Here is a 12,459-nt window from a genome sequence, read left to right on the forward strand (position 1 = left end):
CACCCTCGCACGCAGCAGCGGACAAATGTAAGCGCGTTTTTTTTGTCATACTTTGATCGTTGCCGGGTTTTATCCCGACAAACATCGAAACAGAAAAAGCGTGAAAAGCGCACACCACAACACACCTTTGTTCGCCATCATGTTCAAAGTAATGGCTAATGCCACACCGCGTCTGGGTTGTTCCGATGCGGGGAAAAAAGTACATTGTGCTGTAAGAAAATTACAATAAGGACCTGGGATGATGAGGACGCTCAAACCGGGTATATCCTGCAACGAGGAGAGGAAAATGGCGGTAACACAAACAGCCCAGGCATGCGATCTGGTTATTTTCGGTGCCAAAGGCGATCTTGCTCGCCGGAAACTGTTGCCTTCACTGTATCAGCTGGAGAAAGCCGGTCAGATTCACGACACCACACGCATCATCGGCGTGGGGCGCGCGGAGTGGGACAAAGACGCGTACACCAAAGTGGTGCGTGAAGCGCTGGAAACCTTCATGAAGGAGAAAATCGACGAAGCGCTGTGGGATAAACTCAGCAGCCGTCTCGATTTCTGCAACCTCGACGTTAACGACACCTCGCATTTCACCAAACTGGGCAAGATGCTTGACCAGAAAGATCGTGTCACCATCAACTACTTCGCCATGCCGCCGAGCACCTTTGGCGCCATTTGCGATGGACTGGGCGCCGCCAAGCTGAATGCTAAACCGGCGCGTGTGGTGATGGAGAAGCCGCTCGGCACCTCGCTCGAGACCTCGCAAGAGATCAATGACAGCGTTGGCAAGTACTTTGAAGAGAGCCAGGTGTTCCGTATTGACCACTATCTCGGTAAAGAAACGGTACTGAACCTGCTGGCTCTGCGTTTCGCCAACTCTATCTTCGTGAATAACTGGGATAACCGTACCATCGATCACGTGCAGATTACCGTGGCGGAAGAGGTGGGTATCGAAGGTCGTTGGGGTTACTTCGATAAAGCTGGCCAGATGCGCGACATGATCCAGAACCACCTGTTGCAGATCCTCACGATGATCGCCATGTCACCGCCATCCGATCTCAGTGCGGATGCCATCCGTGATGAGAAAGTGAAGGTGCTGCGTTCGCTGCGTCGTATTGACCAGACCAACGTGCGTGAAAAAACCGTGCGTGGCCAGTACACCGCCGGCTTCGTGCAGGGCAAAAAAGTACCAGGCTATCTGGAAGAAGAGGGCGCGAACAAGCAGAGCGCCACCGAGAGCTTCGTGGCGATCCGTGTTGATATCGACAACTGGCGCTGGGCGGGCGTGCCGTTCTACCTGCGCACCGGTAAGCGCTTGCCGACCAAATGCTCTGAGGTTGTGGTGTACTTTAAGAACCCAGAGATGAACCTGTTCAAAGACTCTTATGCTGAACTGCCGCAGAACAAGTTGACCATTCGTTTGCAGCCGGACGAAGGGGTGGATATCGAGATCCTGAACAAAGTGCCGGGTCTGGATCACAAGCACAAACTGCAGACTACCAAGCTGGATCTGAGCTACTCCGAGACCTTCAACCAGTCGCATTTGGCGGATGCCTATGAGCGTCTGCTGCTGGAGACCATGCGCGGTATTCAGGCGCTGTTCGTACGTCGTGACGAAGTGGAAGCTGCCTGGGGCTGGGTGGATTCCATCATTGATGCGTGGAACGCCGATGCCGAAGCACCTAAGCCTTATCAGGCCGGCACCTGGGGCCCGGTGGCTTCCGTCGCGATGATTACGCGTGATGGCCGTTCGTGGAATGAGTTTGAATAAGCCTTGAAATTTAAGCCCGCCAATGAGCGGGCTTTTTTGTGCCCAAAATTCATTTTTCTTAAAATTGAACCAGAGTTTCAATAATTTTTGATATCCGATAGACGCCGCTCCAGCCAATCTTGTATGGTAGAGCCCAAACATTGACAGCCGGATTTGAGTCGGGCTGATGCCACTAAGGAAACGTGATGAAGAACTGGAAAACCACTGCTGAACAGATCATGACTACGGGCCCGGTTGTGCCGGTGATCGTGGTGAATAAACTGGAACACGCCGTGCCGATGGCCAAAGCGTTGGTGGCCGGCGGTGTGCGTGTGCTGGAAGTGACGCTGCGTACGCCGGTGGCGATGGACGCGCTGCGTGCGATGATCAAAGAAGTGCCAGAAGCGATTGTCGGTGCGGGCACAGTGATCAACACCCAGCAGCTGAAAGAGGTGACTGATGCCGGTGCGCAGTTCGTGATCAGCCCAGGTCTGACCGAGCCGTTACTAAAAGCCGCAGTTGAAGGTCCGGTACCACTGATTCCGGGCATCAGCACCGTTTCTGAACTGATGTTGGGTATGGATTATGGCCTGCGTGAGTTTAAGTTCTTCCCGGCTGAGGCGAATGGTGGTGTTAAAGCGCTGTCAGCGATTGGCGGTCCTTTCCCACAGGTGCGCTTCTGCCCAACCGGCGGTATCTCACCGGCCAACTATCGTGACTACCTGGCGCTGAAAAGCGTGCTCTGTATTGGTGGTTCGTGGTTGGTGCCGAACGATGCGCTGGAAAGCGGCGACTGGGATCGCATTACGCGTCTGGCTCGCGAAGCCGTTGAAGGCGCGAAGTAACGCATCTGGCAGGGTGCGAATCATTGGAACTGAAAGGGCGGCCTGGTGGCCGCCCTTTTTCGCTGTCAGCAGCTGAGGGAATTAGCCCTCTACTTTCACGGCTGCGGCACTCGCCACGGCACGTGCAATCGCCTGATCGGTATTGTCACCGGTAGCCAGCGCTACGCCCAGACGACGTTGACCAGCAATCTCTGGCTTGCCGAACAGACGCAACTGCAGTCCCGCACCCAATGCCGCTTCGATGTTCACGAACTGCACATTGTTGCTATCCAGCTGTGGCAGAATCACCGCCGAAGCCGCCGGGCCATACTGGCGAATGCCACCGATTGGCAAGCCGAGGAACGCGCGCACATGCAGAGCAAACTCGGACAGATCCTGAGAAATCAGCGTCACCATGCCGGTATCGTGTGGGCGTGGCGAGACTTCGCTAAACACCACCTCATCACCGCAGACAAACAGCTCAACGCCAAACAGACCATATCCACCTAATGCTTTCACCACTTTTGCGGCGATATCTTGTGCACGCTGCAGAGCCAGGTCGGTCATCTGCTGTGGCTGCCAGGATTCACGGTAATCGCCATCTTCCTGACGATGACCAATCGGCGCGCAGAAATGGATGCCATCCACTGCGCTGATGGTCAGCAGGGTGATTTCGAAATTAAATTTCACCACACCTTCGACGATCACGCGACCGGCACCGGCACGTCCGCCTTGCTGCGCGTAATCCCAGGCTTTATCCAGCTGGCTCGCTTCGCGGATGAAACTCTGACCTTTGCCCGATGAGCTCATTACTGGTTTAACGATGCACGGAAAACCAATTTCATTGGCGGCTGCGACGAAATTCTCTTTGCTGTCAGCGAACTGATAGGTTGAAGTCGGTAACGACAACTCTTCTGCCGCCAGACGGCGAATACCTTCGCGGTTCATGGTCAGGCGCGCAGCACGCGCGGTAGGTACCACTTTCTGGCCTTGTGCTTCCAGTTCCAGCAATTTTTCAGTGGCAATAGCTTCAATTTCTGGCACCACAAAGTGCGGCTTCTCCAGCGCAATTAACGCAGCCAGCGCATCACCGTCCAGCATATTGATCACATGGCTACGGTGTGCAACGTGCATCGCAGGGGCATCGGCATAACGATCCACGGCAATCACTTCCACACCCAGACGCTGACACTCCAGCGCCACTTCTTTGCCCAATTCGCCTGAACCTAACAGCATCACACGCGTTGCGGCAGGGCGCAGCGCGGTTCCGAGAGTCGTCATAATTTCACCTTAACAGTCAAAATGCGCGCGCAGTATATACGAAAACGTTTGCGTACTCACGCATTCGCCTTCATCAGGTTTGCCATACTTTTCCCGCTCTGACGTTACCTGACACTCGCTACGGCAGCATGGAACGCGGAAACTTAAACAGGAGTTAAACGATGAGCAATTGGTTGCAGCAAATCCAGTCGGTGCTGGCGAAGAAGGGCGGCGACGGCAAAGCCGGTGGTTTGAGCGATATGCTGGCACCCGGCGCGCTGGGTGGTTTAGCGGGATTGCTGGTGGCCAGCAAGTCTACACGAAGCCTGTTGACCAAATATGGCGGCAAAGCCTTGCTGGTCGGCGGCGGTGCGGCAGCGGGCGCCGTGCTATGGAACAAATACAAACAGCGTGTGCGTGAAACGCACCAGGATGAGCCGGAATTTGGTCAGTTGCAGACACCTGTGGATCAGCGCGCTGAACGTTTGGTGACGGCGTTAGTGTTCGCCGCCAAAAGCGATGGTCATATTGACGATCGCGAACGTGCCGCTATTGAGCAGAATATCCATCAGGCGGGTTATGGTTCACAGGCGGAAACGCTGATCCAGCAGGCGATGAACCGTCCACTCGATCCACAGTGGCTGGCAGCCGATGTGAAAAACGAAGAAGAGGCGCTGGAACTGTACTTCCTCAGCTGTGCCGCCATCGATGTGGATCACTTTATGGAGCGCAGCTATCTCTCTGCACTGGGTGATGCCCTTAAGATCCCACAGGATGTGCGCGACGGCATTCAGCGCGATATTCAGGCGGAGAAAGCGGCGTAATGATGCTGAAGCCTGGATCATATCCAGGCTTTATTGCGCATCAGATCGAGCAGTGTTTGCAACTGTGCATCAATAACAATGATCTCGTTATTGATCAGTAAATGCAGCGCTGTTACGCGACGAACGCCCTGTTGCAGCGGCAGCATCTTCAATGTTCCTGCCGCCAGGGCGGACTGAATACGGGTCTCCGGTAACCAACCATAACCAACCTGATGCATTACCGCCTCAATTGCGGCCTCGATGGTGGAACAAGCCCAGATCTCTCCCTGATGGTGCTCCTGCAGCACGCTAAAATGCTGATGATCGGCAATGCGGATCAGCGGATATTCCGCTAACTGCTCAGCACTAACCGCACCATTCAATTGATGTAACGCATGCTGATGGTGCGCAACAGCCACGAAATCCACATTCATCATCCATTCGCCCCGGCCTGTCCCGGGCTGGCGCTGGCTCAATACCATTACATCCGCCTGGCTGTTATCCGGTATCTGCGTTTCCAACACCTCGGTGACGTTAACCTGCGTACCTGGATAGAGACGCTGGAATTCACTCAGCACACTGAACAAATGCTCGCGCGGCAAGATGCTATCCACCATCAGTTCGATGCGGCTGCGCTCTCCGTTGCGCATAGTGCTGGCGGTGCTTTCCAGCGCGTAGAAAGCTTTCAACAGTGGCCTGACCTGCGCCAGAAGCTTTTCGCCTGCAGGCGTCAGCACGGTGCGCCTTCCTTTGGTCTCCAGCAAGGTGACTTCAAGGCGTTCTTGCAGCATGGCGAGGTTATAGCTTACCGAAGACTGGCTGCGATGTGTCGACTCAGCCGCGCTGGCGAAACTGCCGCGCAGCACCACCTCATTTAACAAGCTCCACTGTTCCAACGTTGATTTATGCATATCATCTAAATTTTGAATGAATTTTATCGAAACATAGCGTTATTCATCAGGTAAGTGAAGGCGTAATCTGGCTTCAAACCAAAGGAGACACATTATGAGTAACTTCGATAAAAATGATTTGGCTGGATTTGTTGGCAAACACCTGATCTATACCTATGACAATGGCTGGAACTATGAGCTGTATATTAAAAATGCCAGCACCGTTGATTATCGTATTCATAGCGGGATGGTGGGTAATCGTTGGGTTAAGGACCAGCGCGCCTATATTGTGCGAGTCGCGCAAGAGGTCTACAAAGTTTCCTGGACTGAACCCACCGGCACTGACGTCAGTTTGATCGCGAATCTGGGAGACAGATTATTTCACGGTACGATCTTCTTCCCCCGCTGGGTGATGAACAACCCGCAGCAGACGGTTTGCTTCCAGAATGAACATCTCAACGAAATGAATCGTTATCGCGAAGCGGGTCCAGCTTATCCCACTGAAGTGATCGACGAATTTGCCACCATCACACTGGTGCGAGATTGTGGTGCCGATAATGATGAGGTCATCGCCTGTGCGGCCAGTGAATTGCCCGCTGATTTTCCAGCTAATTTGTTGCGTTAACCACCCTTGACGAGGGGGCGCATGAAAAAGCGCTCCTTTCGTTACACTTCCTGTGCGCTGCTGCTTGGCTTCCCGCGTGATAAGTGCCACGCTTGCTGAATGTTGTCTTTCAGGGAAAGGAGCCAGAATGCATCAGCCACAAGCGAAAAAAATCCCCCACGTCATGAATCTGCACGGCGAATCGCGCACCGATAACTACTATTGGCTGCGCGATGACGAGCGTGAAAACCCAGAAATTCTGGCACATCTGCACGCCGAGAATGCGTACGGTAAAGCGATGATGGCGTCGCAAGATCCTTTGCAGGAACGGGTATTAAAAGAGATTGTCGACCGCATTCCACCGCAGGACCACTCCGTCCCCTACGTAAAAAACGGTTATCGCTATCAAAGTCGCTATGAGGTGGGGAACGAATATCCGCTCTATTTTCGTCAGCCGATTAGCGCACCAGAGAATGAACCCTGGCAATTGCTGATCGACGGTAATCAACGAGCTTCTCACAGTGATTTCTACACCATGGGCGCACTGGCGATCTCACCCGACAACCAGGTGATGGCGCTGGCGGAAGATTTTCTGTCGCGCCGCCAGTATGGCATCCGTTTCCGTAACCTGGAGAGTGGCAGTTGGTATCCGGAAGTGCTAAGCAATGCTTCTTCCAGCGTGGCGTGGGCCAATGATTCGCGCACGCTGTACTACGTGCGTAAGCATCCGAAAACGCTGCTCGCCTATCAGGTGTGGCGCCATGAGTTAGGTCATCCGCAATCAGACGATCAGCTGGTGTATGAAGAGCAGGATGAGAGCTTCCATCTCAGCGTGCACAAAACCACCTCCGAGCACTTCATCCTGATTGCGATGTACAGCACCACCACCAGTGAGATCCAGCTGATTGATGCCGAGTATCCGGATGCGCAGCCGCAGGTGTTCTGTCCACGTCGCCGTGATCACGAATACAGCATCGATCACTACAATCACCAGTTCTATATTCGCTCGAATCGCGACGGCAAAAACTTTGGCCTGTATCGCAGCGCATGGCTGGCCGAGAACCGCTGGCAGGCGTTGATTCCGGCACGCGATAACGTGGTGCTGGAGGATTTCCAACTGTTCCGCCACTGGCTAGTGGTGGAAGAGCGCCAGCGCGGCGTCAACACGCAGCGTCAGATCAACTGGGAAAGCGGTGAAAGCATCGGGATCGCCTTTGACGATCCGGCTTACGTCACCTGGCTGGCCTACAATCCTTCGCCGGAAAGTGACACGTTACGTTATGGCTACTCATCCATGACCACGCCAACCACGTTGTTTGAGCTCAATATGGAGACGGGCGATCGCCGGGTGTTGAAACAGACGCCGGTGCCGGGCTTCAACTCAGACGACTACAAAAGCGAACACCACTGGATCACGGTGCGTGATGGCACTGAAGTGCCGGTGTCGCTGGTCTATCACCGCAAGCATTTCAAACCGGGCAGCAATCCACTGCTGGCTTACGGCTATGGTGCCTATGGCAGTAGCATGGATGCCAGTTTCGGCACCAGTCGCATTAGCTTGCTGGAACGCGGTTTTGTTTACGCCATTATCCATGTGCGCGGCGGTGGCGAACTGGGGCAGCAGTGGTACGACGATGGTCGCCTGAAGAAGAAGATGAATAGCTTCACCGACTTCATTGATGTGACGCAGGCGCTGGTGGCGAAAGGCTACGGCAATCCGCAGCAGCTGTATGCGATGGGCGGCAGTGCGGGCGGCTTGTTGATGGGCGGTGTGATGAACCTTGCCCCCGAACTGTTCCACGGTGTTGTGGCGCAAGTGCCGTTTGTCGATGTGGTGACGACCATGCTGGACCCGTCGATCCCACTAACCACCGGCGAATATGACGAGTGGGGCAACCCGGAGCAAGAAGAGTTTTACCACATCATTCGCCAGTACAGCCCGTATGACAACATCGAAGCGAAAGCCTACCCGCATCTGTTAGTGACGACAGGATTGCACGATTCCCAGGTGCAGTATTGGGAACCGGCGAAGTGGGTAGCAAAACTGCGTGAGCTGAAAACCAACGATACACTGCTGCTGCTGTGTACCGAGATGGATTCCGGTCACGGTGGTAAATCAGGGCGTTTTAAAGCCTATGAAGGGGTAGCGCAGGAGTTTACTTTCCTGATCGGTCTGGCGCAGGGCAGCTTGCCAGACCGCGTCGATTATTGATCGACTTTCACGTACTTGCGCAGCGCCTGCCGTAACGGTGGGCGCAAATCGCGCACATTCTCCAGCACCCAGCGTAAGTAGCCGGGATCTTTACGCGCAATGCTGCCAATGCTTTGTCCGCGATATTTACCAAACGGGAACACATCGCCGCTGACTTCTGCGGGCTGACAGCGGCCGACCATATCACTGACGCTCCAGCCGGAGGTCTCCATGATGCGGATCAGCAGCGCAGCGGTGACATAGCAGTCATATAACGCACGGTGCGCATGCAGTTCAGCAGGTGGCGTAACGTCAAGCTTCAGGCTGTGACGCAGTGCCTGGTTTCCGTACTTAATGCCCGGCCACAGCTGGCGCGCCAGCGTCATGGTGCAGATCCATTCACCGGGCATGATCGGCAACATACGACGATCAAAACTGGCATTGTGCGCCACATAATGCGGGCTGCCATGATAGCGACCAATCGCTTCTTCAATGGTCGGCTTATCGGCGACCATTGCTTCCGTAATGCGATGCACCGCCATCGCCTGACGGCTGATAGGGCGGTCCGGGCAAATCAAATCGCTCATCGGATTGACGATCTGTCCGTCGATCACATCCACTGACGCGACTTCGACCACGCCGCCTTGCAGGCCACAGGTTTCGGTATCGATAACGCGTAACATAGGTTAATTACTTCTGTTTGGGTTCGTAGGGCAGGCGAGAGAGGCTGAGCGATGCCTGGCGATAGCTCATCAAACGCTGACGGAACCACTCGCGCAGCGCTTCCGGCTGCTCGCGCTCGACCATTTCCGCGATCACGGGCATGTTGTAGCGCTCTTTAAAGGCCACGCCTGCGGCGGCCAGATCGACATTTACTTTGTCTTTCTCTTCCTGCGACAACAGGGCAAGGTTTTGGCTCATGCATTTCTCCTGATAAACAGGGGCAAAAGTAATGGTTTCCCCTTTACGGATCAAGGAAATTGGATCGCACCGCAAGTCTCGACACGTCTTTGCCAGCGGCGTATCCTGCTGCCACGTTTGCGGCAGAGCGCCGCATGGCAAAGGGAAGAAGTGATGAAGAAAACTGCGTTAAACCCGATTGTGGCGCTGTTGCTGGCGTCATCCACGTTGGTCTTCAGTCAGTTTGCACTGGCACATGCTCACCTGAAAACGCCGGTTCCCGCCGATAAAGCGGTGATCGACAGCTCGCCACAAAATCTGACGCTGACCTTCACTGAAGATGTTGAGCCTGCCTTCAGCGGTGTTGAAGTGCTCAATGCGCAGAATCAGCCGATGGCCGTGGAAAAAGCCAAACTCAACGACAAAAAGCATGATCAGTTGATCGTGCCAATCAGCAAGCCGCTGCCGTCGGGCAACTACCAGGTGAACTGGCATGTGTTGTCGGTAGATGGTCACAAAACCAAGGGAAGTTACGCGTTTAGCGTGAAGTAATCCATGGTTCTGAGTACGTTGTGGATCGTCCTGCGCGCCCTGCATTTTATTGCGGTGCTATTGCTGGCTGGCAGCGCGTTCTATACGGCTCTGCTGGCACCGCGGCGTTATCGCCCGGTGCTGGCGCAACGTTTGCACAAAATTTTAGTCACGACAGCGCTATTGAGTCTGCTCAGTGCGGTGTTAATGCTCGCCACGCAAACCGGTTTGATGAGCGGTGACTGGCACAATGTTGGTGACCTGGAAACCTGGCAGGCGGTTTTAGCCACGCGCTTTGGCGCGGTGTGGTGTTGGGAACTGGGGTTCGCACTGCTGAGCACGCTGGCCTTGCTGCTGCGTGGCACACTGCGCCAACAGCTCTTGCTGATAAGTGGTCTGTTGCAGTTGGCGGCGCTGGCAGGCGTCGGGCACGCCGCGATGCGCGATGGTTTACCCGGCTTGCTGCAGCAGATCAATCACGCGCTGCACTTGATTGCCGCCGCGTTCTGGACTGGCGGCTTACTGCCCCTGTTATTGCTAATGCGTGAAGCCCGTCAGATTACGTATCGCACCGATGCGATTCGCTGCATGATGCGCTTTTCGCGTTACGGTCATCTGGCTGTCGCACTGGCTTTGCTCACCGGGCTGATCAACAGCCTGCTGATTGGCGGCACACCGCTCAATTGGGGCACCACGCTGTGGAGTGCGATGCTGGTGGTCAAAGTGATGCTGGTGATGATGATGGTGGGCATTGCGCTGATCAATCGCTATGTTCTGGTACCAGGTTTTCGCGTCGCGGGTAGTCACGCGCCGCAGCAGTTTATTCGCCTGACGCAGCTTGAGCTGCTGCTGGCCATTGTTGTTGTCGGATTGGTTAGCGTGTTTGCCACGCTGTCTCCGGCCTGAATTGTAATTAAAGAGAAAATGAGGTCGATATTTTGCTGAAGAAATTGATTCCAGCCTGCATTCTGATGGCACTGTGCAGCCAGGCGATGGCCGCGCAGATTATTACCGTCAGCCGCTTTGAAATTGGCAAAGACAAATGGCCATTCACCCGCGAAGAGGTGATGCTGACCTGCGAGAAAGACGGCGCGCTGTTTGCCATAAATCCGAGCACCTTGCTGCAGTATCCGCTGAATGATAAAGCCCAAGCACGCGCTGATGCCGGCAAGGGCACACTGCAATCCATCGATACCATCGTGGCGGAAGACAAAGCGCATCCTGGCCAGAAAATGAGCCTGCAACCGATCGTTGATCGCGCGCAGCAGTTGTGCGGTAAGTAATCCCTGCAAAATTCGGGCGTAGCGCACAGTTTTGCCGCTACGCTTGCTTTTCCGATGTGCCAGCACGATCACAGAGTTGGCAGCTTCCTGACCGCATCGTGACGGTTGGCTGGAAAATAATCACCCTTGGACTACCTTTAAATGGCAAGGCGAACTCGCCTTCAAAAATGCCAACTTTTAGCGCACGGCTCTCAAAGAGCCATTTCCCTGGACCCGATACAGGAATCGTATTGGGTCTTTTTTTGTTTACTGTTCATCATCAATAACTTATCTATTTATCAATAAGTTATTGCCCATCCTGTTACACCGAGTTCTATCCTGTTATAACTTCCGCCGCCACTTTGTCGCCATTTTTGGCGGACATAATCGACAGAGGATTGCAGTGAATGGCATCTTCGAGATGATTAAGCGCGAAGTGGGCATAACGCATGGTTACACGTATATCTGAGTGCCCAAGAATGCGCTGCAGCACCAGTATGTTGCCCCCGGCCATCATGAAGTGGCTGGCAAAGCTATGACGGAGAACGTGGCTCATTTGCCCTTCGGGTAACTCGATTTTTGCCAGACTTATGACCCGATAAAACTGGCGGTAACATTCCTGGAAGAACTTCCCCTCTAAATCCTTCAACTCATCATGCAACGCTTTGCTGATAGGAACAGTGCGATTGCGTTTACCTTTTGTATTAATGAACGTGATTTTATGCGGGGAAGTCTGCGACGCTTTTAATTCTGGAGCTTCATTCCAGCGGCATCCGGTCGAAAGGCAAATTTTAATAATCAGCGTTAGCTGCGGATTGCCGTGAACTTCACAGGCGGCAAATAGCATTTTAATTTGCGTCTCTGTTAGCCAAGCCATCTCTTTTTGTGGCTGCTCAAACAGTCGAATATTTTTGAGTGGGTTTGGATAGGCAATTTCGCCGAGACGTTCCAGCTCATTAAATAAAGCGCGTAAGAAGGCGTGTTCGCAATTGACCGTGCCCGATGACACCTTCGAAGATTTAGAACTGGATGTATAGCCGGTCTCGATTTTCCCTTCTAACCGACCATTACGTTAGTGCTCCTAATATATTTCCGTAATAATGGCAGCGATAGGATTGTCTAGGCCATTGCATATTAGTGGAGCTTACCCACACATCTCTTACGAACGCCGAAACGCCGAGTAGAGCGGTCGTTCAGGTATACCAGAGATCAATCAACTCGCTTAAACGACGGTTATCTTCCTTCTCGGCCAGCCAAGGTTTGGCTTTGCTTTCGTCTAGCGTATAGTGCTCGAAGGTAATGGCTTCGGCGCGAGTTTTATACTGCATTCTAACACGTTTGGCGTCTCTAGCATTGAGATAACATTCGCAAAACCACTTGCCTGTGTAGAGCATCCTGATAGCTATAACCTGCCTCCATAATAACAATGCAGGCTAAAGTGCTGTATGTAAAA

12 protein-coding genes and 1 pseudogene are annotated in these 12,459 nt (G+C 53.7%); 8 read left to right on the forward strand and 5 right to left on the reverse strand.

What is annotated here, in order from left to right; genetic code table 11:
* Positions 1-286 precede the first annotated feature (286 nt).
* Both zwf and FD737_RS04665 read left to right on the forward strand, forming a co-directional pair.
* Positions 287-1,762: a glucose-6-phosphate dehydrogenase gene (zwf, locus tag FD737_RS04660; protein WP_034828667.1), complete on the forward strand. Its 1,476-nt coding sequence runs from the start codon at positions 287-289 to the stop codon at positions 1,760-1,762.
* A gap of 185 nt (positions 1,763-1,947) precedes the next feature.
* Positions 1,948-2,586, forward strand: a complete 639-nt coding sequence (locus tag FD737_RS04665) for a bifunctional 4-hydroxy-2-oxoglutarate aldolase/2-dehydro-3-deoxy-phosphogluconate aldolase (RefSeq protein WP_034828669.1) — start codon at positions 1,948-1,950, stop codon at positions 2,584-2,586.
* Positions 2,587-2,667: 81 nt separating this feature from the next.
* Here the strand turns inward: FD737_RS04665 and purT are convergent, their stop codons facing one another.
* Positions 2,668-3,846 (reverse strand): formate-dependent phosphoribosylglycinamide formyltransferase, encoded by a 1,179-nt coding sequence (gene purT, locus FD737_RS04670; protein ID WP_160832833.1) that lies wholly within the window; start codon positions 3,844-3,846, stop codon positions 2,668-2,670.
* Between the two features lie 161 nt (positions 3,847-4,007).
* On the opposite strand from purT, the gene FD737_RS04675 reads away from it, so the two are divergent.
* Positions 4,008-4,649, forward strand: coding sequence for a tellurite resistance TerB family protein (locus FD737_RS04675; RefSeq protein ID WP_058960179.1), 642 nt, complete (start codon positions 4,008-4,010; stop codon positions 4,647-4,649).
* A 17-nt stretch (positions 4,650-4,666) separates the two neighbouring features.
* Here FD737_RS04675 and FD737_RS04680 read toward each other — a convergent pair whose 3' ends face one another.
* Positions 4,667-5,539 carry a LysR family transcriptional regulator gene (locus FD737_RS04680; protein WP_160832834.1) on the reverse strand — a complete coding sequence of 291 codons (873 nt, stop codon included), beginning with the start codon at positions 5,537-5,539 and terminating at the stop codon, positions 4,667-4,669.
* 91 nt (positions 5,540-5,630) lie between these two features.
* Here FD737_RS04680 and FD737_RS04685 point away from each other — a divergent pair, with 91 nt between their 5' ends.
* Positions 5,631-6,143: a phenolic acid decarboxylase gene (locus FD737_RS04685; RefSeq protein WP_160832844.1), complete on the forward strand. Its 513-nt coding sequence runs from the start codon at positions 5,631-5,633 to the stop codon at positions 6,141-6,143.
* A gap of 127 nt (positions 6,144-6,270) precedes the next feature.
* Complete coding sequence (locus tag FD737_RS04690; RefSeq protein WP_160832835.1) at positions 6,271-8,334, forward strand: prolyl oligopeptidase family serine peptidase; 2,064 nt, start codon at positions 6,271-6,273, stop codon at positions 8,332-8,334.
* On the opposite strand, the gene exoX is transcribed toward FD737_RS04690, so the two are convergent.
* Positions 8,328-8,996: an exodeoxyribonuclease X gene (gene exoX, locus FD737_RS04695; protein WP_038646533.1), complete on the reverse strand. Its 669-nt coding sequence runs from the start codon at positions 8,994-8,996 to the stop codon at positions 8,328-8,330. The two genes, FD737_RS04690 and exoX, sit on opposite strands and share 7 nt — an antisense overlap.
* 7 nt (positions 8,997-9,003) lie before the next feature.
* A complete protein-coding gene (locus FD737_RS04700) occupies positions 9,004-9,234 on the reverse strand; it encodes a DNA polymerase III subunit theta (protein WP_034828680.1) in 231 nt (76 codons plus the stop codon).
* A 153-nt stretch (positions 9,235-9,387) separates the two neighbouring features.
* On the opposite strand from FD737_RS04700, the gene copC reads away from it, so the two are divergent.
* The 3 genes from copC to FD737_RS04715 are packed head-to-tail and all read left to right on the forward strand — an operon-like array spanning position 9,388 to position 11,027.
* Positions 9,388-9,765 (forward strand): copper homeostasis periplasmic binding protein CopC, encoded by a 378-nt coding sequence (gene copC, locus FD737_RS04705; protein ID WP_160832836.1) that lies wholly within the window; start codon positions 9,388-9,390, stop codon positions 9,763-9,765.
* Positions 9,766-9,768: 3 nt separating this feature from the next.
* Positions 9,769-10,650: a copper homeostasis membrane protein CopD gene (copD, locus tag FD737_RS04710; protein ID WP_097116866.1), complete on the forward strand. Its 882-nt coding sequence runs from the start codon at positions 9,769-9,771 to the stop codon at positions 10,648-10,650.
* A 29-nt stretch (positions 10,651-10,679) separates the two neighbouring features.
* Positions 10,680-11,027 carry a YebY family protein gene (locus FD737_RS04715; protein ID WP_034828876.1) on the forward strand — a complete coding sequence of 116 codons (348 nt, stop codon included), beginning with the start codon at positions 10,680-10,682 and terminating at the stop codon, positions 11,025-11,027.
* A 313-nt stretch (positions 11,028-11,340) separates the two neighbouring features.
* Here the strand turns inward: FD737_RS04715 and FD737_RS04720 are convergent.
* Positions 11,341-12,412 (reverse strand): annotated as a pseudogene (locus FD737_RS04720) (tyrosine-type recombinase/integrase).
* Positions 12,413-12,459 lie beyond the last annotated feature (47 nt).

It is taken from the genome of Pantoea sp. Seng, assembly GCF_009829935.1.
GTDB lineage: Bacteria > Pseudomonadota > Gammaproteobacteria > Enterobacterales > Enterobacteriaceae > Pantoea > Pantoea communis.

Excerpts from the sequence above, each read along its gene's own strand:
- FD737_RS04680 (WP_160832834.1), bottom strand. The coding sequence starts at position 5,539 with ATGCATAAATCAACGTTGGAACAGTGGAGCTTGTTAAATGAGGTGGTG.
- FD737_RS04700 (WP_034828680.1), bottom strand. The coding sequence starts at position 9,234 with ATGAGCCAAAACCTTGCCCTGTTGTCGCAGGAAGAGAAAGACAAAGTA.
- FD737_RS04690 (WP_160832835.1), top strand. The coding sequence starts at position 6,271 with ATGCATCAGCCACAAGCGAAAAAAATCCCCCACGTCATGAATCTGCAC.
- copD (WP_097116866.1), top strand. The coding sequence starts at position 9,769 with ATGGTTCTGAGTACGTTGTGGATCGTCCTGCGCGCCCTGCATTTTATT.
- FD737_RS04675 (WP_058960179.1), top strand. The coding sequence starts at position 4,008 with ATGAGCAATTGGTTGCAGCAAATCCAGTCGGTGCTGGCGAAGAAGGGC.
- purT (WP_160832833.1), bottom strand. The coding sequence starts at position 3,846 with ATGACGACTCTCGGAACCGCGCTGCGCCCTGCCGCAACGCGTGTGATG.
- exoX (WP_038646533.1), bottom strand. The coding sequence starts at position 8,996 with ATGTTACGCGTTATCGATACCGAAACCTGTGGCCTGCAAGGCGGCGTG.
- FD737_RS04665 (WP_034828669.1), top strand. The coding sequence starts at position 1,948 with ATGAAGAACTGGAAAACCACTGCTGAACAGATCATGACTACGGGCCCG.
- zwf (WP_034828667.1), top strand. The coding sequence starts at position 287 with ATGGCGGTAACACAAACAGCCCAGGCATGCGATCTGGTTATTTTCGGT.
- copC (WP_160832836.1), top strand. The coding sequence starts at position 9,388 with ATGAAGAAAACTGCGTTAAACCCGATTGTGGCGCTGTTGCTGGCGTCA.